We start from the raw sequence: 23,661 nt of genomic DNA, 5'->3' as shown, positions 1-23,661 counted from the left end.
ATATGGTATTAGAAAGCAAAACACTTGAAGACAAAGCAAGAGAATTGTTGGCCGACCGCGGTGTCTCGCTGCAAGACATCGGTGAACTGGTGATGTTCTTGCAAAAAGACTACATTGAAGGCATCACCTTGGAGATGTGTATCGAAAGCGTCAACGCTGTCTTAAGCAAGCGGGAAGTCCACAACACGATTTTAACGGGGGTCCAATTGGATATTTTGGCAGAAGAAAATCAACTGCTGCATCCACTGCAAGAAATCGTTAAAGAAGACGAAGGGCTTTATGGGATCGATGAGATCCTCGCTCTATCCATCGTCAACGTGTACGGCTCGATCGGCTTTACTAACTACGGATACATTGATAAAGTCAAACCGGGTATTCTGAAAGAACTGAACAAGCACGACGGTCCCCGCGTTCACACCTTTTTAGATGATATCGTAGGTGCCATCGCAGCTTCTGCCGCAAGTCGCTTAGCCCATCAACACCCAAGTAAATCTCATTACATTACGCAATAAAAAAAAGACCGACGATTCGCCTCCCTCAAAGGAAGGGGATCGTTGGTCTTTTTTCCTTACGCTGTTTTTTTCAAGCCTCGTTTGCCCCACCAATAGAAGGCAAAAAAGAAGACTTCAATCAAGACGAAAAAGAGAATAAAGCAATGCATGAAAAACGTTTCTGGCAGCACGTTGATGATCGGATCGGTGGCTGGATTAAACAGCCAATCGTCGTTACTGAAGAAAATCTCATGGAACGTAACGAAAAAGCGGTCAAAGCCGACAGCCATCAAAAACCCGAAAATCAGCGGCAAAATCATCCCCCATTGAAAGGGACGAATCAAGCGCCATTGCTGTTGTTTTTGCCGTAACCGATTGACGAACCAGATACTGGGCAGCAAAGTGACGATCATCACGGCATAATTTAATAGAAACAACTGTTTCACATCGTAAAAATGCCCAGCGCCAGCTTCAGACATTGGAAAATCTGGCAAGGCGAGCGTACTTGCAAAGGGATTGTTTAGAAAATCTAACAATAAGCCATAGTTCTTCAGCAACTCTTCTCTTGATAGCGAGGTATAATCCAGCAGATTCAAGTGATCGACATCAAACCAATATAACGGTCGAAAATTGATCGTTAGGGTGATCGCTAGACTGACCAAAAACAAAAACAAGCAGACAAATCCTAAGCGTTCAAGCCACACTTGTTTTTTCATTGTTCAAAATCCCACTCATCTAAAGAATCCACCACATAGGTTGGTGCTACTGGTAATGTCGGAACTGCCGCTTTCGGGGTAAAGCCAGATAATACGAGCAAAGAATCGATCCCGTTTTGGATCCCCGAGCGAATATCGGTTTCGTAATTGTCCCCCACCATCAAGACCTCTTCTTTTGATAAGCCGATGTGTGCCACCGCTTTTTCCATAATGATGGCTTCTGGTTTGCCAATAAAGATCGGTTGCGTTTGGGTGGCAGTCTCCACCATTGCGATCAGTGAACCTGCACCAGGTAATAAACCTCTTTCCGTCGGGATATTTTTGTCTGGATTGGTCCCGATAAAGGTTGCCCCTTTTTGGATCGCTAACGTTGCTAAAACAAATTTTTCATACGTCACATGGTTGTCTAAGCCAACCACGACATAATCTGGGTTGGTTTCCTCCCACTCAAACCCAGCAGCTAAGATCAAATCGATCAACCCCGCTTCGCCGATCACAAATACTTTGCGGCCTTTGCCATGATCTTTCATAAAATCGATCGTCGCCAAGCTTGCGGTATAGATCGTTTCTGGTGCCACATGGATCGAAAATTCATCCGCTAATCGCTGCGCCACGACTTCGGGACTGCGGGTCGTATTATTGGTCACAAATAAATAGGGCAGTCCTTTTTCTTGTAAGGATTCTACGAAGCGTTTCCCAGCAGGGATCGGCGCTTTTCCTAAATAAATCGTGCCGTCTAAATCAATCAAATAGCCTTTATATTTCATCTTATTCTTCCCTTTGTCGAATCGTAAACTCTTTTTTGCCTTTTTTCACCGTGGTTGTCTCGGTTTTTTTGACGTTCTTTTCTTTTGGTTTACGATTTTTGATCGTTGGTTTGCTTTTTTTCTGCGGTACGGTGTCACGCTTTTCTTCTATATGGGCGTTTTGTTGTGCGTTTTGATTTTGATTGTTTTGGGTTGGCTTTTTCTTGCGTCGGCGGGAGGTACTTTTTTCTTTTTTGCCGCCAACTCGTTGGATCACGAAATAGGCACAACCGAAGTTGCAATACTCATACAAATAGTCTTCCAACATGTCGATGCGCTGATCGGGTAATGCTTTGCGGTTATCTTTTTCAAAAAAGCCCTTCAAACGCAGCTGCTCATAACCCCAATCGCCTACGATATAATCATAACGTGCCAACACTTCACTGTAACGCTCGCCAAGCTTTTCTGGATTGAAGCCTTCACGATAATCCATGACCAATTTGTATTGTCGATTGCCAATCATTAATTCTTCATCATTTAACAAAGTCACCAACTCGCCTTTTTGCGGTTGTTTCGCTGGTTCTTCAATAATTTCTTCTAGTACAGATGTCATTTCATCTGTGATCGTTTGTTTTTCGGTCATTTTTTCACCACCTGTTGTTTATTATACCTTGTTTTATTCCCCAATGATAGTCGCGGTTTTCTCGCAAAATCCAGCTGGAGGAGTGACGAACTACTGGATGGGGTATTTCTGACTCAGGTAATCACCGACCACTGTGCGAATAAAGTCTGGAAAAAGAAACTCAACGGTTCCAGCAATCTCGATCGTCGGGAAAAACGGAATAAACAAGTAGTGATCCACAAGGGTCAATGTGTAGCTTTGAGCAGGATCGACGGGCTCTTGTTTCCACAATACTTGGTGGTTTTTTTCATCAAAGCGGATGCCTTCATAAACCAGTTCACCAAAAATCTTCCCTCGAAAGCCCATTCCCATAATTGGGAAATTGCGCAAAAAGTTGCGATTTTTTTCCATTTCTAAGACCAATCGAATGACATCTGCGCCTTGCAGCGTCACCCGAATCAAATGCATCGGATGGGGTAAAATCGTGTGCAGTTGATCTTGATCGACCCGTCCTTGCGGCAAATCATCTAAAAATAGCCCCGTATTTAAGATGGCGGCATCCGTCTGTCCTTTGGCACATAATGCCAAAAGCGCCTCCCGAACCAAGGAATGTTCACTTTGCCAATCCCTCGTAAACGCTGCTGGAATTTCTGCCACCTGATTTGCCCGTAGCAAGCGATGGCCGATCGATAGATATTCGGCGATCTCTTCCTCATCTTGCGGAAAAGCCACCAACGAATCCGTCGGAATCACACGGGCGCGATGCTTGATTGGGCGGTGGTGATCATCTAAGACCACTTCGACTTCGCCAATGTTAAAACCAAACTTGCCAGCTGCACCAATTTGAACCCCATTGATGACTTCGCCCTTTTCAAACAAATGGTGCGTGTGGGAACCTAATATAACATCTAGTTCTGGAAAGTCCCTCGCAATCTGGCGATCAGCATTGATACCTAGATGGCTCATCAAGACCAGCAGATCGACTTCGGGGCGCAAATGCTGAACCAATGAAGGCAAAATCTCCAAGGGTTCGCGAATGTCCCAGCCGTTTGGGGCATATGTCAGCGGAAACGGTGCTGTAAAAGCGATCAGGCCGATTTTGGCGCCTTGATTGCTTTCCATGATTTTGTATTCTTGTGCCCACTTCGGCGGACGTAAATCCTGTTTATCAAATAAATTGCCTAAAATGACAGGGAATTCTGCTTGGTCATATAAATGCTGCAAGACCTCTTTGGGATTGCCGACCCCTTCATTGTTCCCAATCGTCACCGCATCGTAATGTCCTTGATTCATCAAATCGACATTCGCCTTGCCGTCAGTTGCTTCTGTCAAAGGATGCCAGCGATCGACAAAGTCGCCTAAGTCGACCGCGATCACTGTCTCTTCGGTCGTATCCGCTTCTCGTTTTCTTTGATCCAAATAACGCCGCATCTTCGGCCAATGTTCTAGGTGGGAATGCAGATCGTTGGTATGGATAATCGTAATTTTTTCCATTGTGCGCCTCTTTTCAAATACGTCGCCTAAAATCACTATCCATTTCTCTTGGCATCAAGGGTTGCCAGTAGAAAGACGACGGAAGTCTCTACAAAATAAGCATAGCATAAAATCTCTGGGAAACCATTGGAATGCTTGGAAAAGAATGGAATAAATAGACAGTCATTTGTCAAAAAGTACCGCCATGTTTTGCTCAATTGTTGGAATGATTTTTTTCCAAGCAAATACGATCCAAAATATATAGCACTAACATACGATCATACAATTATTGAGTAATTCTCGTTTATCGTATATACTGTATATACGATATAAGGAGGAGATGTAAAGTGAGTATTCAAGAACGAAAAATTAGAAAGAGCGGAAATTCAGTTGTTTTAACATTATCGAAAGAATTATTAGAAAAAATAGGAATTCAAGAAAATGATTACGTATTTGTTGATGAAGACAAATTAGCTGCTGCAATCACGAAAAAGTCATTACCTTCTGAGCAGGAACTCGAAATCAATCGTTTAATCGATCAATCTTTTTCTCAATATGAAGAGATGTATAAGGAGCTCGCAAATCATTGACAATCTACTTATCAGAAAAACAAATCATAAAAATGAATGTCGTGCTTATCAAAAGTCAAACACCAAATGAAGAGATCGGCTTGCGTGATCCATCTGGATTAGCCATGGCTGTAAAACAACCGCAACAAATCGTTTTTTCAAAAGAATTATATCCCTCAATGGAGGAAAAAGCTGCAATCCTTCTAATCAACTTAATCAAAAAACATCCCTTTCATAATGCCAATAAACGAACGGCTTTCATGGCAACGGATGTTTTTTTCAAGCTTAACCACTATGAAACTTTTTTCGAACAAAATCAAACGATTGCATTTCTGGTGCACATTGCGAAATATGACGAAAATAAATTTGATACTTTAAAACGATCAACCTCTGACTACCTTCGAAAATACACAAGAAAGTCGTAAAAAAGTAACTAGCTAATCAGCAATTCTTCACCTACAATCAAACAATCGTGATTCACTTTTTACTAGATTGGCTAAAAATTGATCATGAAAATTTATCAAAGAGAAGACTCAACTAAAGACTTTCAGACAATAAAAAAACCTAAGACAGTCTGTCTCAGGTTTGAATGATCATCGATTCAATTAGTACTACTGCTTTCTTCAAAACAAGCAGTTTTTCAATCAGACACATGGAGAATCCTGCTTAGTGCTGCTTCCTTCCGGATCTGACACGCTTCACAAGACCTCCATTGTCCTAGCCTTTCGGCAAAACTTAGTATAACGTATTTCGTTAGAGATTGCCAGCCTTTTTTTGTTTTTTCTTTTCTCGTAATGCTCGGAAAAAATCTGTTAGCAGCTGGCCGCATGCTTCTTCTAAAATGCCGCCTTCCACATAGGACCAATGGTTGAAGCGCTCATCTTCCAATAAATTCATCAATGTACCAGCAGTGCCGCCTTTGGGATCGTAGGCACCAAAATACACTTCTTCCACCCGTGCCAATAACATCGCCCCACTACACATCGGGCATGGTTCCAAGGTCACAAACAGCTGCGCTTGTTCTAAGCGCCAACTTCCGACAGTGCGACAGGCTTCTTCGATCGCAAACATCTCCGCATGCGCTGCGGCTTGCTGCTGCGTTTCTCGTAGATTGTGTCCACGACCAATGATTTTACCATCCAAGACGACGACAGCACCGATCGGTACTTCTGCCAACCCTTCTGCTTTTCGGGCTTCTTTGATTGCTTCTTCCATAAAGAAGGCTTTTTCCTCGGCAGTCAAGGTACTTATTTTTTCCACGACTTCACTTTCACTCCTCTACCTCGCACCATTTCGTGCATTTCCTTGTTAGTATAACGAAAAACGCTTAGAAAGACGAGAAAAACTCGCAAAGACCGATGTCCCTGCGAGTTTCAAATGGAATGATTGGCTTAAAAGACGGAATCAACAAAGCTCGTCAACTTGTCTTTGACATGTTCTGTCGAATCTTTGATATTGTCTCCGTAAACAGAGATTTTGTTGCGGCCCTCATTGACTTTTTTCATCACACCTAACAACGAATCCAATTCATTGTCAGACAAGCCGTCTACGACATCCAGCAATTTTTCATTGCCGTTGAATTTGTCATCGACAAATTTCTTTACTTTGTGTCGGTTGCAAGCGAAGCGTACTTTATTGAATACTTTGTCTGATACAACGACGGCAGTAGTGATCCCAGCGATCGCTGCAATGCTTAATCCAATCGTTACTTTTGATGATGTTTTCATATCGATCAGCTCCCTTATTTTGCTACTTCCATCATAGCACGAGGACTGAAATAAAAACACTATTTCGTTTAAATCGCTTTGAATCTTAATCCTTTAGGAAAGAAGTTTTTTACGGTTCCTTGGACTTGTTTTCCAAAACCGACTGGGATCTCATCGACTGTCAAAATCACCCATCCAGCATTTCCTGGCACGCTCAAGGTTTCACCTGCCACATACTGCTGCCATTGCGGCAAAGTGATCGGCACTGTCGGTGCCCCTTCTTCTGCATGGATCGCCAATGCCAACGCATAACTTGGCTCGATCCGATTCTTCTTAACGACGCCGACGTGCAAACCTGGGCGCATAAACTTGATCCCTTTTAAAGAAGGCATTTCTTCAGGAACGAGCCAGAGGTTTTCTCCTAGCAGCTGTGGCGTCGCATTCAGTGCCTGTAAAAAAGGAAACTCCTTGCGAAAGGCTTGCCACAACTTTTGAGTCGCTGCATCTAATGGGCTCTTGGCTGTCGCTCCTTTGCCTTTTTTCTTCTTTTTCACTGGCGCTGCTTCTGCTTGGGAGGTCAATTTCGCAGCGAAATGACCTTCTCCTTGGTTTAAATGCGGCCATAAGCGGATGGTTTTCTCAATCCCAGGTGCAGCTCCCCACTCCCTGCGCCCATGAGATACATTGTCCACGTCGATCGCTTCGATCGTGAAGGGATACTCCTCCATTAACCAAGCCATCATCGCTTCGTTTTCTTCTGGGGCAAAGGTACAGGTGGAATAGATCAGCTGGCCCCCCGGTTTTAGCATCGTAACGGCTTGTGCCAAAATGTCTTTTTGCCTGATCGCACACTGATCAGGTGTTTCTGCTTGCCATTCTTCTAAGGCGACGGGATCTTTACGAAACATCCCTTCACCAGAACATGGGGCGTCCACTACGATCTTGTCAAAAAACTGAGGAAAATGGCGGCTCAATTCTTGCGGTGCCTGATTGGTGACGACTACATTCGGAAAGCCCCAACGCTCCACATTTTCTGATAGAATTTTGGCACGCTTCGGGAAAATCTCATTTGCTACAAGCAGCCCTTTTCCTTGTAATTGGCTTGCCAGCTGCGTTGTTTTGCCCCCTGGTGCCGCACATAAATCTAAGACCCGCTCCCCTGGTTGAGCGGCTGCGATCGTTGCTACGATCATCGCACTAGGTTCTTGGCTGTAGACATAGCCAGCTTGATGGAGCAGCGAACGGCCTTTGACTTCGCCAATATAAGCAGCTTCTGCATAGGGGGCAGGTATAGCGGCTGGTCCATATTTTGCCAGCATCGCTTGTGCGTGCGGCTTAGCAACATTCAAGCGAAAGCCTTTGACTGGCTGATTATCGGTTAAAGCGGTAAAAAAAGCTGGTGCTTCTTCTCCTAGCAACCGTTGGTATTTTTCAATAAATGGTGTTGGTAATTGCATACTTACCCCTCCTCGGCTTTTTTATTCTAGCGACTGAGAAGCAATTATGCAAGAATTCCTTGATCAAATGGCAAAAAAACTGCAGCAAAGTGAAGTGGGCGACTAAATCGCTTCGACTTCTCTTTGCTGCAGACCTTTTTTATTTAAAAATCGCTTTTTTGACACTGCTTTCGATGAATGGCTGAGAGACACGGTTGTCCCAGAATTTGATCAGTGGGCCCACTAAAAAGGCACTGATGAAGGTTCCGATTCCAATAGGTCCGCCTGTGAAGAGCCCAATCAAGGCAAAGGCAACGTCTTGAATCACCCGCACCACTCGATAGTTGGCTTTCGTCTGATCGACGATGGTTGGGGCGATCGCGTCATAGGGGGCGCTGCCCAAATTCGCTGACATATAAAACGAAGCACCGAAGGTAAAGAAGATGATTCCGATCAACAAGAACAAGCCTTGCTGCCACCAGTTATTTGGACCGACGGATAACCAATCAAAAACGTTGGTATAAAAGTCGATGAAGAATCCTGTCAGCACCATATTGATAACCGTCCCAATGCCGATATGGCGACGGCCAAAGATAAAAATCAATACTAGGACAGCGATATTGATCATCAATTGATAGACCCCAAGGGATAACCCTAGCAGCTCACCGACACCGATATTGGCTGCTGTGTATGGGTCTAGCCCTACTCCGCCGACCCGCAGCAATGCCGCCCCGAATCCTAAAATGGCGACACCAATCAACGCATAAAGCGAGCGTAATCCTGTTTCTTTTTTCATTAAAATTTCCCCTTTTTTCTCATCTGTTCTTTCAAGTATAACGAGAAAAAAGGAAAATGGGAATTTCAACGCTTCACTGGGCTCTTTGTAGGGATACGATCTGGCTTTGTCCATCTCCTTTGCTTCTATTTTGCTTCCATTGAAAAGCCCGCAACAACCATTGCGATTGCGTATCTTGATTTTCGGTTCCTACAGATATGCGTGCCTCGTCCATTACTCGGGCTTCACTGGAACCATCACTTCAAATATCTGCAATTCTTTTTGGGCGGTAAAGACTTCATCTTGCCATAACAATTCCCAAACATCGCCATCGATCTTCAACTGATTCTCTTTTAGAAAGGCTTGGATGCGATGGGTAAAAGCAGCGATTTGTTCCTCTCCCTCACTGACAAAGCCAGACACATACGTGCCAGTAGGACGCGTGATGATCAGCTTTTCAGGATAGAGATGCAGCCGATCTTGTGGAATCAAGATCAGTGCCCGATAAGGCGATGCGTGAAAGGTCTGATCCTCTAATGTCGTTCCAGCACTTAAAAAGCCGATGGGGTAGCCACTGAAGGCATCTTTATAATCCACTAGCGGATAAAAACGAGCGTACACTTGATAAGCAGATTCTGGATCATCGCCAGCGATCTCTTCGGAAACGATAAACGCCTCTGCTTCGTGGTGCGCTATCGTAAAGGTCTCAAAATCGGCTTTCTGTACTTTTTCATAGCGCTGGATGTAACGATCGAAGGTTCGTTCCAATTCTTGCAGCGCAGCGATTTTGGTACGAACTTCTCCTCGCCGTTCCACAAGTTCCTTTTGCGTGTATTCAGGGTTGCGGTTTTTCAAAAATTGTCGAATGTCTTGCAAGGGCATGTCTAAAGAACGCAAGAGCAAAATCACGTCTAACTCAAGGCATTGTTCAAAGCCGTAGTAGCGATAGCCGTTTTCACCAATCGAATGCGGTTTGAACAAATCGATCTGATCGTAATAAATCAATGTGCGCCGACTCACGCCAGCATAAGCGGACATCTCACTGATGGTCAATTGTTTTTTCAAAAAAATTTCACTCCTTGCTTGACTGTAACGTAACGTTACAGTTTATTCTACCATAGAACGACATTTTTGGAGGGAAATCATGAAACAATTACAGTTATTTTATAAAGAAGAACGACGCTTCTTTTTCAGTTTATTTCTTTTGATGCTGGTCCAATCCTTCGGCACACTCCTGTTGCCGTATTTTTTGGCAAAAATCATTGATGAAGGGATCTTGAAAGTCGACACGACAGCCATTTGGCACAATGGCTGGTGGATGTTTGCCATTGCCATCGGCACCGTGATCGTCTCTGTAGGCGGTAGTTATTTATCTGCCCACCTTTCAGGAAAATTCGGGCATTTTTTGCGGATGCGCCTTTTCAAAAAAACACAAGAACTCTCTGTATCCGCTGTTGATGGCTATGGTACGCCCACTTTGCTGGCACGTACCACCAGCGACATCAACAACATCCAACAAATTTTGATGATGGCGCTGCAAATGATTTTGCCAGCCCCAATGATCGTCGCTGCTTCAATTTTTCTAACCGGCACCGTCTCTTTACGGATGATTTGGGTCCCAATCGTAGCGATCCTATGTTTTTCAATGATCGCTTATGGAGTGATTCGCAAAGCGATCCCATTATCACAAATCACGCAAAAACTAGTCGATAAAATGATGCGGATCTTACGAGAAACCTTTACTGGCGCTCGGGTGATTCGAGCATTCGACAAAGCTGCTTACGAAAAAGAACGGACAGATCAAACACTGACGGAATATGCGAAAACCATGATCCAAGTCAATCGCCTCTTTGCTGTCTTGAATCCGACCGTCAATTTAGTAATGGGACTCTCGATTTCGACTATCCTTGTCTACGGCGGCTATCAAAGTCTGCAGGGCCACCTTGCTATTGGTAGTATTACTGCCATCATCGAATACACGATCCTGAGTCTCTGGTTTTTGACTATGGCAGCGATGGTGATCGTGATGGTGCCTAAAGGCTTGACTTCCTTGCAACGGATCACAGAAGTTTTGGAAGAACCAATTGATTTGATCGACGGTGACCAAACCTTAAACAAGACTGCCGTGTCAGAAACGATCGCAGCTTTCAATCACGTGCAGTTTACGTATGAAGGCGCCGAAGAACCTGTCTTAGAAGATATCAGCTTTGAGATCCACCGAGGCAAAACGACAGCGATCGTTGGCGGAACTGGCTCTGGAAAAAGCACCATCGCCAAAGCGCTGTTGCGTTTCAAAGATGTGACTGCTGGTTCGATCACGCTTTTTGGCCGCAACATCAAAGAGATCTCACAAGCCGAATTACGGGACCAAATTAGTTATGTCCCGCAAAAAGCGCTCTTGCTTAGCGGCACGATTCAAGAAACCTTGCGTTTCGGCAATCGTCCAGCAACCCATGAGGCGATGGCAAAAGCCGCTGAAGTTGCTCAAGCCAAGTCATTTATTGAAGGCTTACCTGAAGGTTATGAAAGTCCGGTTGCTCAAAAAGGCAGCAATTTCTCTGGCGGTCAAAAGCAACGACTGAGTATTGCCCGAGCGCTGACAAAGCCAGCAGAAATCTACTTCTTTGACGACAGTTTTTCTGCTTTGGATTATCAAACAGACGCCAACTTGCGGCGTGCATTGAAAGAATACACGAAAGATGCCGCCGTCATTATCGTGGCTCAGCGGGTATCGACCGTCAAAAATGCCGATCAAATCATTGTCTTGGATAACGGCAAAATGGTCGGTAAAGGAACCCACGAAGAATTATTACGCAATTGCCAAACTTATCAAGAGTTTGCCTCATCTCAAGGAATGGGAGGAATGAAGGATGAGTAAACAAACAATGGATACCCCAAAAAACATGAAACATACAAGCCGACGCTTGCTGCGTTTGCTGATGGAACAAAAAGCCCGCTTTCTACTGATTATCGCTTCCGCCTTGTTCTTTTCCTTACTAATGTCCATCGCCCCTTTGATCTTGGGGCGTGGACTGGATAATCTGATTGCCTTGTTTCAACAAGAAGGCTGGCAGATCAATGATTTTTGGCAAAGTATTTTAGGTCCAGTCGTCCTTTTAGCGGGAACGTGGCTTTTGATCAGTCTCTTTTCCTTGCTGCAAGAGTATACGATGGCCAGTGTCAGTGAAACCCTGACCTTGACTTTACGCAAACAAATCAGTGACAAATTCAATCGCCTGCCTATCAGTTTTTACGACAAACATCATACTGGCGATATTTTAAGCCGAGTGATTCTCGATTTAGATAAAGTATCTGAAGTCTTGCAAGTCGGTTTGATGCAGCTGATCACCGCAACCATCAGCATTACCTTCGGCTTGATCGCCATGCTTTATCTCAGCCCATTACTGACGATCGGCGTGGTCCTGATTTTGCTTTTGAGTGCTTTTGTGACTACCGTTCTCGCACGAAAAAACTTGAGCTACTTTACCAAAAACCAAGAAACATTAGGTGCAGTCAGCAGTCGTGCGGAAGAGTTTTATACCGCAAATCCGCTGATCAAATCCTACAACCAACAAGTTGCCGTTGAAGCGGAAATGGCGGAATTGAGTGAAGCCCAATTTAAAGCCTTTCGAAAAGCACAGTTCGTCAGTGCAGCTATCAATCCTTTCGTGCGCTTTATCAATCAAATCGGCTTTATCTTAAGCGCCGTCGTTGGTGGTCTGATGGTGTTGCAAGGGCAATTATCCATTGGTCTCGTACAAGCCTATCTGCAATACATCAACCAAGTGTCTGAACCGATCACGCAAGCCTCTTATATTATGAACACCTTGCAAAGTGCCTTAGCATCTCTCGAACGAATTTTTGAGATCCTTGATTATCCTGAAGAAGAAACTGCGACCCAACAACTGCCAGTTCCACAAACCATCAAAGGAAAAATCGATTTTCAACACGTCTCCTTTGGCTACAGCAAGGAAAAACTCTTGATGGAAAACGTCGAATTTTCCGTCAAACCAAAACAAACGGTCGCGATCGTTGGACCAACAGGTGCTGGAAAAACCACCATGATCAATCTTTTGATGCGCTTTTATCCATTGAATGGTGGGAAGATCTTGCTGGACGATCAAGACATGATGTCCTTTTCGGCACCAGCAGTACGGAAAAAATTCGGTATGGTGCTGCAAGATACGTGGCTATTCCAAGGAACCATCGCTGAAAATATCGCTTATGGCAATCCCGATGCCACTCGAGAAGACATCTTGGCTGCCGCCAAAGCCGCCCAATGCGACCACTTCGTGCGGACCCTGCCCAACGGTTACGATACCGTCATTGGTTCCGAAAGCGAACTGTCACAAGGACAACAACAATTATTGACGATCGCTCGGGCGATTTTAGCAGACCCAACGATTCTGATCCTTGATGAAGCCACCTCCAGTGTCGACACGCGGACGGAACAAATGATCCAAACGGCGATGGATCGTTTGACCCAAGGACGAACCAGCTTTATCATCGCCCATCGTCTTTCTACCATCAAAAACGCTGACTTGATCTTAGTGATGAAAGACGGCTCCGTCGTCGAAAAAGGCTCCCATATAGAATTATTGGCACAAGATTCCCTTTACGCCCAACTATATAACAGCCAGTTTGCAACAGCTTGATGAAAAAGCCGAAAGGGCCAACGATGTTTAAGACGAATCGTTGGCCCTTTCGGTTATTTGCTTTTCATCCCCAAGTAGCGCATGTGTTCCTATACAAGAAACACTTGTTAGGTACCAAAAACCTTTCCCTTGCCTTGCCCGTATCCATATTCCATAATCAGACGTGAGCGATGATCCATCAAACAGACCGTATGGGAGTGTTACGAATGAAAAATTTTCAGATGACGTTTATTACTTCTACGACCACCATTCGTTGGTTGAAACTATTGAATCTTTTGGAACGGCATAAGACCTTTTCGAATCGTGAGTTGTCAAAAGCTGTCCAGAGTTCGCGGCGCACGATCATTTATGATATGGAGGGGCTACGGAGTTACTTTGGAAGTACGCTAATGATCGAATCCACGTCGAATGGCTATTCTCTTCATGAATTACTACCGAAAGAATATCTGGAACGAAAACGAGCGCTCCTTCAAAATGAACCGTTATTCGTTATTCTTGAGCATCTGTTTAAGGGAGAATATCGGACAGTTTCCGAATGGGCAGACTATTTTTATCTTTCTGAGAGTTCCCTTTTACGCTATTTGACACTTTTTGAAAAAGCCCTGGAGCCCTTTCAGTTATCTGTTGATCATAAGAATTTCCGTCTGATCGGATCAGAAGCGGATATTCGCAAATTTTTCCATGCCTTTTATTATGAGTCGGATGCTACGCCTCATACGGTACGTCCAACCATTGCTGTGCAAAACATCGTCTTAGATTTTTTTCGCAATATACGCGGCAAAACCAATAATACGGCTTCATTTTGGTATATCAGTTATTGGTTGTATATTATCCTTGAGCGTTATCAAGCGGGAGAAACTGTCGTTGTCTCCGAACAATTAAAAAAGATCGTCTTGGCAGATGAACTCTTCCAAGAAATCCAGCCCCTCAATCAACGACTCCAAACCGCTTTTTCCTTGTCTTTACCATCAGAGGAGCTGGTCTATCTTTTCGCTCTACTAGCAAGTAACCGTGGGATAAACAACTATCTCAGGGAAATATCATTTGTTAACCGCTTTGACCATTGGCCTGAGCTAAAAGAACTGACTGCCAATTTTTGCCAGCTCCAGCAGATTTCCGATCATGATCAGTCCCGAGAGTTTGTTTTTCTCCATTCTTTCTTTATTACGGAAAAAATAAAGCAGCTGATTTCCCCTACCTACAATCAAAGCATGGAAGAAATTTCCAATTACGCACAAACACAATACCCTAAAGAGTATGAGGAAAATACACGGTTTCTTTTTAGACAGCCTCTCTTTGAAGCAACTGCTCTGCCAGCAATCAGTGCCCGCTTCACTTTGTACTTTGAAGGATTAAAAGAAAAATACTGGGGCAACCCACGCCGAATCGCCTTTCTTTTAGAAGGGGATGCGCATATTTGCCTTCACATCAATGCTTTTGCTGTAAAATATTTTGGTCGATATCATGTTTTACAATTCCCTGATTCCAGTGAGTTTTCTTTGGATTATGTGGAACGAAACAAGATTGATCTAGTCGTGACGAATTACGCAGAGTATTTGGAAGAGTATATTCTGGATGTTGAATGCCTCCTAATAAAATCGATCCCAGATGCAGATGATTGGAACAATTTCTTGAAAATCATCAACCCAAAAATCATCCATAATTTTGCGTTGCAAAACACCGAAAAAAGCTCCTTCTATAACTGAAAAGACGTGTGCGGCACTTGAACGCCGCACACGTCTTTTCCATTCGTTTCTATGGACGAGTAGTATTTGTTCTTCACTCTGGCACACTACTTAACGACCATTCAATCGTTGCACGGTACCGTCCCAACTTGGGATTTGCACCAGCAGGTACTTCTAAGGTGACACTGGTGGCTGCCGTCTCTTGATCACCAAAACGATAGACCCATGTTCCCGTACTTTGACTATCGCCAGTTAGTAGAGGCTGCGCTTCGCCTGGCGCCAAAGTTACCCTATCCTTCTCCGTTGAAAGCTCTGGCATACTAGCATTGGAATTTTCTGAAGTCGTCATAAGCCGTTGATTGGCTAAGCTGATTTGAGCACCGATCAAAGGCTCATTGTCTTCATTCCGAAAGCCCTGCGAATTAAGAGTCGCAGATAGACGCCAACTCGTCTCTTCTGTATCCTGACGCTGATCCGTGATCTGTACATAATTTGGACGTTCCTTAGTTTCGCTTGCCCCTTCAGCAGCAATTATTTGCTGAGGCAATGCGTGATACGTTCCTTTGGTACTGCGGATCGGCGCTTGACCAAATCGGAACTGAGAAACAAAATCAAGACTAAGTAATCCTTGGTCTTCAGAAATGATCGGTGGATTTTCTGGGTTCACCTCTACATCCGGTTCCAATGGATCAACCGGCGGCAGTGGGCCAGTCTGGGCGATTCGCAGGGTAGTTGCAGCGGGAAACACAGCATCCCGAAAAACGAGCTCTGAAGCTGGATTCTGATTGCCCTGTTCGTCATTCGTTGACGGCGGATTGATCACTCCAGCTTCTTTTGCCGAACCAGCAGAATCTTTCAGAAAGACTTGGAGCTCATCCCCCGCTTTTAACTGCCGATCACTTACATCAATCGTAAAAGTTCCCTCTTCATCGATAACCACCGCCTCTGTATCAAACCAGATACCATTATGGGTAGCACTTAGCTCAACCTCTGTGTCTTCCGTGTGGCCATGGATCTCGTTGGTTTCTTCAAGAAGAACGTAGGAAGCAAAAGCTGCGGGCGTTGGCGGCAAAATGGGGAAAACCTGCACAGGCTCGGTTCGTATTTGATGCTGGGCACCTTCTGTTAGTTCGCCGCTGGTTAATTCGACGGCGATGACTCGGACGATGGTTCCTGCTTCCAAGGGAGCCTCAAGAGGAATCTCAAAAATTCCTCCTTGCGCCTCTTCTCCGTAGATACTGATCCCTGGTGTTTCTTCTGTATGTCCGACGGTTTTTGCAGTGACTTCTTCCTTCTGACCATCTGCTGTTTCAATTTCAACGGTCACTTTCGCTTCATCGTCCCAAGCTGGTCGAGTCCCGTCAAACCCAACAGGCAAGCTGACTCGCCCATGAATTTTTTTGTCCGCATTCGTCGGCACTCGCAACTCATCAACGATCGCCCAACGCGCATTGTTTGAACTCACGCGAGAATATGCCGTCAGTCCCTGATTGCCAAAGGTCTCCGTATTCAATATCTCGGGCTTATTCGTCAAACCCAACAGGCCAAAATCAGCTCCTGAAAAAGCAAAATCAAGGGTTGGGAAATTTAGATCGGGATCTCCTAAAAGATTTGACCCATTTTTCCAGACAGCTAAGTCACTATTCGTCGCCGTTAATGTTGAAAGATTAGAAACACTAAAGATGTTTCCTCCATCAAGCCGATCGTTACGAAAATCAAAAAAGACTGGATCATTCAAGAAGACAGATAGTTTGCCTGAACGAAACACCCCACCATCCGGGGTACTTGTCCGCCCTTCCACTTGGAAATATCCTTGTTCAACGTAAATCGTTGAATTGAAGTAGGTGTGCATGTCGATCCCCGGACCACTATCTGCTACACACATAAATTTACTATCGACACCTACGATTGAAAAATTATTCTCTGTCCCGTTATCATGGATACCTCTGGCATAAAAAATCCCTTGGTTTCCTCCAGCAACATTCCCATCATGCGCGTTGCCATTTCCTGGATTATAAAGATCAACGATGCCGCCTTCAGTGATCTCAAAAGAATTTCCTCCACTAGGAATTCGGATCAAGGGTGCGCTACCCCCTTTTTTATGAACAGTTACTATTCCACCATCCGTCACATGAAACGTCACCATACCGTAGTATAAAAAGCGAATCACAGCATGGTCACCGTCAGCCTCATGACTGCTAGCTATTAGTTGCCCATTGCTTTGCACTTCAAAGGTAAAGTTGAGACTGGTGATATTGATCGCACTAGCAGTGATGCTTTCAACCTCTAAAATTGCTGATTGACTCAAAGTAAGAACGCCAGCTTCTGCCGCATTCGACGGTGTGGTTAAAACAAAAGCTGCTGCTCCTTCTGCCGCTGCAATCTCACTAAAAATCCGTACATGTGTGTCTTCGCCACTAATGGTGACGTCGGCATTTTTTCCGTTGACTCGTAAAGCATTTGCATTTTCGGCTGTCAAACGTACTTTTGAACCGTTCTGGACCGTCAACTCAGGATTCTCTCCAGTCAGATATATGCCGCGCCTTTTTTGTGTCGTTTCAATTTGCAATAAGGCAGCTTCCCCCACTATCATTCTTGGATCAGCGCCCTTCATGAGTAGTGCAATATTTTGTTCCTCGGAAGTTTCCGTCGCTACTCCTTGACTTTCTACAATGAGCGTACCTCCATCAATCAGATAAAAATTGCTGTCATCGCCTAATAGTTCGATCGCATTGGCATCTGTTGCCGTCTCATTGTTTACCCGCACTTGCGTTTCATCTCCTGCGATCGTAACAGTGGGAAAGAAGCCATTTAAGAGGATGGCGCTCGCATTCATTGTGTTTATCGTTACGTTTGCACCCGATTGGATCGTCAATTCTGGCTGCTCGCCAGTCAGAACAAGCCCGCGTTTTCTTAACGCAACATCGATAGAAAAAACTGAATTCTCTGCTACAATAAATCGGGGATTTTTCCCAGATAGGATCACGGCATTGTTATTCAAAATCGTCGCATCAGCAGCTGTTCCAGGGCTTTGAATGATTAAAGAGGCACCGTGGTTAATTGTCATTTGACCATTATCCCCACGCAGGTCGATCGTATTTGCATCCCCTTGTCGCGTAGTGATGGTCATTTGGGTCTCTGCGCCAAGCAAAAATCGTGGCTCTTGAATATCTGGTGCTGTATAAAAAATCCACATATTCGGCTTATCAATGATCACCTGTGCTTGATTGCCCGCTTCTACTTCCTTCAAATTGAACAGAGTATCAGAATCCATCGTCATTGCTTCAAAGCGATTGATGCCGCCTGTAAAATGAACCTTCGCTTCTCGTGCTAAAATAAAAGGCGATCGATTCTCCGAGGCTTCTTCCACTCCCTCTAGTTCAACGACCCAGTTTCGACTCAACGCATTGGTGGTCTGGATCAAAGCGGTGTTGCCTGTTTTTTGGTACGTGAGATTTTCGATACGAAAAATCGTTTCTTCATTAACTGCTAATAATTGAAAATAGGTACTATTGTTAGTGAAGGTCAATGTATGGCCATTTCCTTGAATCATTATCGGACGATCGATGGTCATTATGCTGGAAGTAGATTGGACAAGGTCTGCTTGCAAGGAAAGAATTGATACGGCTGGATCTTGTAAAGCACTACTAAACTCCGACATGTTCGCTACAAAAGCTGTGCCGCCATCAAAGGCGCTTGGTACGATCGCACTAACCGCCTGCACTTCTGCCGCTTGCTGCAAACTTTCGTCGTCTGCTGCTTGTTCAGCAGGATCACTGTCCTTTTCTGGCGATTTTTGAGACTCGTTTTCCATGTCTTTTGGTGTTTCCTCATTTTCTGTCTCTGCGGCAGCTATTTCAACGATCGCTTCACTCCCTGCACTGGCTACAACAAAACTTCCAGGACGTTCGGCAACGACCAAGACAGAAAATGTCTGCTGCGCTTGACTTGCTTTGATCTGCCAGCCTTGATCGCTTTGTTTTACTGCTGTTTGTCCGGGAGCCAATGCATCAGTCATCAGCTTGACTTCTGCTGGTAATTCTAGGAAGATTTCTGCCACTGCTCGGTCGCTGACCAAATCGATCGTAAGCGGTTGACCTACCGTACCAGCAAATTTAGACTCTTTGAACTGCACCGTCCCTTCAGGCTCATAGGTTTCTGCGGCAAACGCCTCAAGAACGCCCTCATCCGTTAGCGTTTGTGCAAGGTAAGGTGGCTCGGTTTCAGCAAAAACAACGATGAGAGGGACACTCATCAAGCGTAATCCCATAAAAACAAGCAGCAAGCGAATCCAATACTTCAAGTTTTGCTTTTTCATTCCATGCTCTCCTTTACTTCTTACGTATCCATGGTCGGCTTTTTGTTCTTCCATAACAGCCAAATGATTATGCCAAGAAGGAAAATTACTAGTCCTAATGCGCTGATCAACCACCAGTTTTGCTCCTCTTCAATGGTGACATCTTCACGATTCAACTGTCGTGCTGTGTCTGCTTCCACAGTAAACGGAAATTCCCAGGTCCACTCCTCGCCTTCAGCTCGAGCAGTTAGGCTCATTACATATTCTCCGCTGTAAAAACGATCCCCCTGCAATGAAACGGGAAAATGAAAGTATGAATTTGGCGCCATTTGCATCCCTTCACGCTGCGCCTCATATAAAACGTCTTCCTGATCCGCTCGTCGAACAGCTGCCTCTACCTCTAGGCGATTGATAAAACGCGGCAACGGATTTTGCAGCGTTGCCCGAAATGCATTGCGATAATTGACTTGACCGGCAAACACATCCAATAACGCAAGCTCTGGTTCAATAATAGAAGCTTCATTGCGGACAACGACGCCTAGAATATAAGCAAACCGATTTTGGATCGCTACACCTTCTTCCTCTGATCCAGTCGTTTCTGCGATGACCTCTCGAATACGTAAACCGCCGACTAGACTACCAGTAAAGGCTTCTTTAGGCATATGTATGGGTAACTCGATTGTCTTTTTTTCCTTGGCTGACAAAATGACCTCTCCAGGTGATTCGATTAGATCAGCTATCGAATAAGGCAAAGTCGGATCAGGTTCTGCGGCATCTTTGCCATATTCCACGACGCCATTTCCGTTAGTGAACGCCGTATGTGCGGATATTTCGATCGTGATTTCCTTTTCCGCGCGATTTTGAATCGTCACTCCTAGAACATCATCGGTCCCTGGCGCTAGTTCTAGATCAAAATAGCCACTATTCCCATCTGGCAATTGGCTTTCCGGTAAATTAGGAACCACATGAAATGGCAATTCTGATTGTGTTTCTGCCCAACCTGTCATCGGCAATCCAACGAGTACCATCACCAGTAAAACAAACCCAGCTACTAGCCTATTTTTGATTGATCTCTTGCTTTGTGTCTTCATAATGAATCATTCCTTTCAAAATAGGCAGGAACGACTCGTCTCCTGCCTATTCCCTCTATCCCTTGCCCACTTCCCGATTCGTTTTTCCCTAATCGCAACACGCGGATCATTCGCTCTCGTGCTTACTGGTAAAATGATCCGTTAAATCCATGTGCCCTTATTCGTGCTTTTAAGCCAAGCTAAAAGACTGGCTTCTTTGCTGTGTTCTTCCAAAAAACTATTCCTTAATTACCAGGAGTGGCACTTAAATGCCAAGTCAGAGTAGCCGTATAAGCAGTTGCTTGCGGATTCGCTCCTGTCGGTATATGGAGCCAAATCGCTTCATTGAGAATATCCTCTTCCCCAGCTGCATGCTGTTGATTTAGCAGGGTTTGATCACCCCATTGAACCGTTGAAAGACCCGCCCCTTGGCCAGGAGCTGCAGACATCAAGGTGTTGCCTTCCGTCCCAACGTCGATGGTTTGATGGTTAAATTGATCGCTAGGTGCCGTTGGGAAAGTAGCCGGATCTAATGCATTCGAACGAATCTGTGGATTTTGAAATTCGATATAGGCCCCACGTAATTCATGATTCGAAGTGGCATCGGTACTTGTAAATTGATCCAAATCGACATTTAACGTCCAACCGCTATGTCCACCACGGGTATCCAATACTTGAGCAAAAGAGACATATGGCGCGGTTCCTGACCCATCAGACAGTCGTTCTAGCTCCGCAAGCATGGCGGATTTTCCAGGGCCTGTACTGATCACTTGGGTCCCAAAATCGAAGCGCTTTGGCACATGCACCAAAGTGAATGGACCGGTTACCTCTGGATCGATCGGATCAATTTCTACCTCTGGCTCTTTTTCAGGTAATTCAACATCGATCTCCTCCTCATTCCCAGGGATGAAGTCTACTTCATTTTCGGTATTTCCTTGCAGGATGGGTGTTGCTGCTGCGGTCACTCCCCCAGATAACACAGCGATACTCATGATACTGATTGTTGCTAAATAAATACGTTTCATAAAAAATTACTCCTTTTACTATTATTATTTGTAGAAAGAATCTACGATGATTACTATTGATTGATGCATAAACCTTTTTTCGCTAGAATTGGTTGCCAGATGACTTACTAATCTTTCCTTTTCTTCAAAATCCACAACTGCCTTATCCTAAAACAAGCGCGCGACCGTATTGCCTAAAGGCCATTTTTCTCGTTAGCGGATCGTCCTGCGCATCGTTTCAAGTAAACAACCACACTCAAGATGACGAGCAGCAGACCTATCCAGCAAATAAGTAGTCGTTGGTGACTGTTCGTTTGCGGAAAACGATCATTTTTTGCGCTATCAGACGAATCTTCTTCAGGTGCTCGCCATTCCCCTGTTGGCGGTTTGGGCTCTGGCTTTTCAGGTTCCTGGCCACCAACAAAACGGATGACCCCTTCTGTTCTAGCGGTGGACACTTCTTTGGCTTCTACGAAATCAGCGACTAGCAGACAACTTAACAGCAACATTGGTACAATAAAATACCTCAATTTACGAAGCGCCATGTATTCCTCCTCATTTTCCTCTCGCTCCTTTTTCTCTTCCAAAAAACATACTTCAGACACAAACGAAGTCCTCCAATCCTTCATTTAGGATGGAGACAACCATTTTAATCGCTTCTTTATACCCAATGTATTTAGGCAAAAAAAAGACCTGCGGTTGCTTTTCTATGGAGTAATCAAATGGGATGATATTGGTGATCAAAATATCACAGTCAAGCTGGTTGATCTGTTCCGATGTTAATTGCTCTTCATAGAGCACAGCCATTCGACCACTAAAATGATGTTCAAAAATACTATAGACCCATTCATCGATCACATAATTATTGGCAAGCAACACCACGATTTTTTGCGAAACCCGAATCAATTGATTGCCAAAAAGATAAAGAACGAAGGAACAACAAAAGTCCGTCAAAAATTGATTTTTGAAACATTGCGGAATCTCATTCACTTCCATAAACCTAATCAAAGGCTCAAACAGATCAAAAGGCAAAGAAAACACAAATTGATTCGTACTATCCGGATTTTTTAGGTAGATAGGTGCTAAACCAACTTTTGCATATTGTCGTACTAAAAAATCTTCAACGACCTGTTGAATTGCACAAGGTTCGTCAAGGTAAGAATTGTGCTGTTCAAAAAAAGCAACAAAAAGTTCAACGAATCGCTTACTCGTTTTTGAAAAGGTATTGAGGGGAATTCTCGTTTTCCCCCGAAGTGCCCACTGCGCATAGAGCATTAGGTAAATAAAACACGCTTCCTGAAGGAGCCGTTTTTTTGCGATGGGTTGAAGACTGCTGCTTTCTTGAAGTGTTTCCTTGATCGTCAGAAAAAGCGGATCTTGCTGGATCACTGCTAGAACCTCAGGATCAACGGTCAAGGTTCCAAAAGTGGCACGCTGAAAAGACAATCGAATAATATTGAGGAGCTTCTTTCTTGAAACGATCCCCACGTTTTGCTCAATTCTTTTTAAAAGCGTTTCTTGGAGCTGATGATCAATAACTGGCAACTCAAAATAGTGCGTTTCGCAATAAAAATCCCAGAAGAACTTTCGCTGATTGATTTCTTCTCCCATCAGCCCAATCGGTGCTTTGGTTACCACCAAACCGTATTCATCAAGAATCAGCTGTAATTTTTTTAAGAGTCGATTTGCCGTTGATTCTGAAATATGCATGGCTCGTATCCAAGCTAGAAAAGGAAACGTTTGTCCCGCATAAAAAGCTTGTACTAATAAAATCAGTGGTTCTCGCTCATAGAAAGAGCGTCGTTTTTTATAGTACTCACCATGATCCTTGATCACTAACTTCATCCCGTGATGGGTCCCTTCAAGAGAGATCGTATCACCAAAAAATGTGCGTAGTGCTTTTAAGTCCGTTAAGATCGTCCGCCGAGAAATACTCGCTTTTTCTGAGAGCTGCTTGACACTCAAAATCTGTTCGTTTTCCATGTACGCCAATAGTATCAGGCTTCTTCGATTCACTGAGTTCGTTACCAATTGGAATGTAAGACTGTTCACGGGCTTAATCTCCTTTAGCAAATTTCCTATAAATTATTTATCAAATCGTAGGTCCCTCCTTTAGCGCTGCCTTCGAGTCGTTGCAATGTTTCTTGTTTGATTCTAACAAAATTACCACCTATTTTTTATCCAGCATTTGCACACGAGGGTGCAAAAATATTGACTTTCTATCAATATTCATCTATTTTTCAGGCTCTCAAAGGTAAATATTCAGTGTTATTTTAAATAGTTGCGCTACGTTTTTGTTTATTGTTTCTCCTTCATCAATTTCTAGCTATACTCACAAATAAGCCATAGCTTTTTTAGTAACAGCGCCGATTTCAACTGATTGAAGCACAAAAAAGCAGCTAGACACTTGCCTAGC

The 23,661-nt window shown here is 44.2% G+C and carries 20 protein-coding genes and 1 other RNA gene; 6 read left to right on the top strand and 15 right to left on the bottom strand.

Annotated features, from left to right (window positions below; all coding sequences use genetic code 11):
* Nucleotides 1-2: 2 nt before the first annotated feature.
* Nucleotides 3-512, top strand: a complete 510-nt coding sequence (locus tag IGI77_RS03245) for a phosphatidylglycerophosphatase A family protein (protein WP_005227653.1) — start codon at nt 3-5, stop codon at nt 510-512.
* A 56-nt stretch (nt 513-568) separates the two neighbouring features.
* Here IGI77_RS03245 and IGI77_RS03240 read toward each other — a convergent pair whose 3' ends face one another.
* The 4 genes from IGI77_RS03240 to IGI77_RS03225 all read right to left on the bottom strand — a co-directional run bounded on the left by IGI77_RS03240 (nt 569) and on the right by IGI77_RS03225 (nt 4,069).
* Nucleotides 569-1,207 carry a TIGR01906 family membrane protein gene (locus IGI77_RS03240; protein ID WP_015509030.1) on the bottom strand — a complete coding sequence of 213 codons (639 nt, stop codon included), beginning with the start codon at nt 1,205-1,207 and terminating at the stop codon, nt 569-571.
* Nucleotides 1,204-1,974 (bottom strand): TIGR01457 family HAD-type hydrolase, encoded by a 771-nt coding sequence (locus IGI77_RS03235; RefSeq protein WP_010748835.1) that lies wholly within the window; start codon nt 1,972-1,974, stop codon nt 1,204-1,206. The genes IGI77_RS03240 and IGI77_RS03235 overlap by 4 nt, the downstream gene beginning before the upstream one ends.
* Before the next feature lies 1 nt (nt 1,975).
* On the bottom strand, nt 1,976-2,596 hold the full coding sequence (locus IGI77_RS03230) for a YutD family protein (RefSeq protein WP_005227649.1): 621 nt from the start codon (nt 2,594-2,596) through the stop codon (nt 1,976-1,978).
* Nucleotides 2,597-2,686: 90 nt separating this feature from the next.
* Complete coding sequence (locus IGI77_RS03225; protein ID WP_010748834.1) at nt 2,687-4,069, bottom strand: bifunctional metallophosphatase/5'-nucleotidase; 1,383 nt, start codon at nt 4,067-4,069, stop codon at nt 2,687-2,689.
* Nucleotides 4,070-4,395: 326 nt separating this feature from the next.
* Between IGI77_RS03225 and IGI77_RS03220 the strand changes: the two genes are divergently transcribed.
* Both IGI77_RS03220 and IGI77_RS03215 read left to right on the top strand, forming a co-directional pair.
* Nucleotides 4,396-4,638, top strand: a complete 243-nt coding sequence (locus IGI77_RS03220; RefSeq protein ID WP_005227642.1) for an addiction module antitoxin — start codon at nt 4,396-4,398, stop codon at nt 4,636-4,638.
* A complete protein-coding gene (locus tag IGI77_RS03215; RefSeq protein WP_005227640.1) occupies nt 4,635-5,042 on the top strand; it encodes a type II toxin-antitoxin system death-on-curing family toxin in 408 nt (135 codons plus the stop codon). Before IGI77_RS03220 ends, IGI77_RS03215 begins: the two co-directional genes overlap by 4 nt.
* A 212-nt stretch (nt 5,043-5,254) precedes the next feature.
* Here the strand turns inward: IGI77_RS03215 and ffs are convergent.
* The 6 genes from ffs to IGI77_RS03185 form a co-directional block, all read right to left on the bottom strand.
* Nucleotides 5,255-5,341, bottom strand: an RNA gene (gene ffs / locus IGI77_RS03210) — signal recognition particle sRNA small type.
* Between the two features lie 29 nt (nt 5,342-5,370).
* Complete coding sequence (tadA, locus tag IGI77_RS03205) at nt 5,371-5,877, bottom strand: tRNA adenosine(34) deaminase TadA (RefSeq protein WP_438769474.1); 507 nt, start codon at nt 5,875-5,877, stop codon at nt 5,371-5,373.
* Nucleotides 5,878-6,008: 131 nt separating this feature from the next.
* On the bottom strand, nt 6,009-6,344 hold the full coding sequence (locus IGI77_RS03200) for a hypothetical protein (protein WP_005227636.1): 336 nt from the start codon (nt 6,342-6,344) through the stop codon (nt 6,009-6,011).
* Nucleotides 6,345-6,412: 68 nt separating this feature from the next.
* Entirely contained in the window at nt 6,413-7,780 is a 1,368-nt protein-coding gene (locus IGI77_RS03195; RefSeq protein ID WP_438769473.1) for an RsmB/NOP family class I SAM-dependent RNA methyltransferase, read from the bottom strand.
* 139 nt (nt 7,781-7,919) lie between these two features.
* The gene (locus IGI77_RS03190; protein WP_438769472.1) at nt 7,920-8,669 is read right to left on the bottom strand and encodes a YczE/YyaS/YitT family protein; all 750 of its coding nucleotides are present in this window, start codon (nt 8,667-8,669) and stop codon (nt 7,920-7,922) included.
* Between the two features lie 99 nt (nt 8,670-8,768).
* Nucleotides 8,769-9,572, bottom strand: coding sequence for a MerR family transcriptional regulator (locus IGI77_RS03185; protein ID WP_438770492.1), 804 nt, complete (start codon nt 9,570-9,572; stop codon nt 8,769-8,771).
* Between the two features lie 106 nt (nt 9,573-9,678).
* On the opposite strand from IGI77_RS03185, the gene IGI77_RS03180 reads away from it, so the two are divergent.
* The 3 genes from IGI77_RS03180 (at nt 9,679) to IGI77_RS03170 (ending at nt 14,895) form a co-directional block, all read left to right on the top strand.
* Nucleotides 9,679-11,412 (top strand): ABC transporter ATP-binding protein, encoded by a 1,734-nt coding sequence (locus IGI77_RS03180; protein ID WP_015509023.1) that lies wholly within the window; start codon nt 9,679-9,681, stop codon nt 11,410-11,412.
* Nucleotides 11,405-13,189 carry an ABC transporter ATP-binding protein gene (locus IGI77_RS03175; RefSeq protein ID WP_438769471.1) on the top strand — a complete coding sequence of 595 codons (1,785 nt, stop codon included), beginning with the start codon at nt 11,405-11,407 and terminating at the stop codon, nt 13,187-13,189. Before IGI77_RS03180 ends, IGI77_RS03175 begins: the two co-directional genes overlap by 8 nt.
* Nucleotides 13,190-13,395: 206 nt before the next feature.
* A complete protein-coding gene (locus tag IGI77_RS03170) occupies nt 13,396-14,895 on the top strand; it encodes a helix-turn-helix domain-containing protein (protein ID WP_438769470.1) in 1,500 nt (499 codons plus the stop codon).
* Between the two features lie 73 nt (nt 14,896-14,968).
* Here IGI77_RS03170 and IGI77_RS03165 read toward each other — a convergent pair whose 3' ends face one another.
* From IGI77_RS03165 to IGI77_RS03145, 5 genes are all read right to left on the bottom strand, one after another.
* Complete coding sequence (locus tag IGI77_RS03165) at nt 14,969-19,192, bottom strand: WxL domain-containing protein (protein ID WP_438769469.1); 4,224 nt, start codon at nt 19,190-19,192, stop codon at nt 14,969-14,971.
* A 20-nt stretch (nt 19,193-19,212) separates the two neighbouring features.
* Nucleotides 19,213-20,262 carry a DUF916 and DUF3324 domain-containing protein gene (locus IGI77_RS03160; protein WP_438769468.1) on the bottom strand — a complete coding sequence of 350 codons (1,050 nt, stop codon included), beginning with the start codon at nt 20,260-20,262 and terminating at the stop codon, nt 19,213-19,215.
* Nucleotides 20,263-20,486: 224 nt separating this feature from the next.
* On the bottom strand, nt 20,487-21,266 hold the full coding sequence (locus IGI77_RS03155; RefSeq protein WP_438769467.1) for a WxL domain-containing protein: 780 nt from the start codon (nt 21,264-21,266) through the stop codon (nt 20,487-20,489).
* Nucleotides 21,267-21,439: 173 nt separating this feature from the next.
* Complete coding sequence (locus IGI77_RS03150; RefSeq protein WP_034858588.1) at nt 21,440-21,850, bottom strand: hypothetical protein; 411 nt, start codon at nt 21,848-21,850, stop codon at nt 21,440-21,442.
* Entirely contained in the window at nt 21,843-23,297 is a 1,455-nt protein-coding gene (locus IGI77_RS03145; protein WP_438769465.1) for a helix-turn-helix domain-containing protein, read from the bottom strand. The genes IGI77_RS03150 and IGI77_RS03145 overlap by 8 nt, the downstream gene beginning before the upstream one ends.
* Nucleotides 23,298-23,661 lie beyond the last annotated feature (364 nt).

This window comes from Enterococcus sp. DIV0213h, from assembly GCF_051711285.1.
Classification (GTDB): domain Bacteria; phylum Bacillota; class Bacilli; order Lactobacillales; family Enterococcaceae; genus Enterococcus_D; species Enterococcus_D casseliflavus.
Note: the sequence above shows the minus strand (reverse complement) of the source record. Positions and strands in the feature narration are given on the sequence as shown.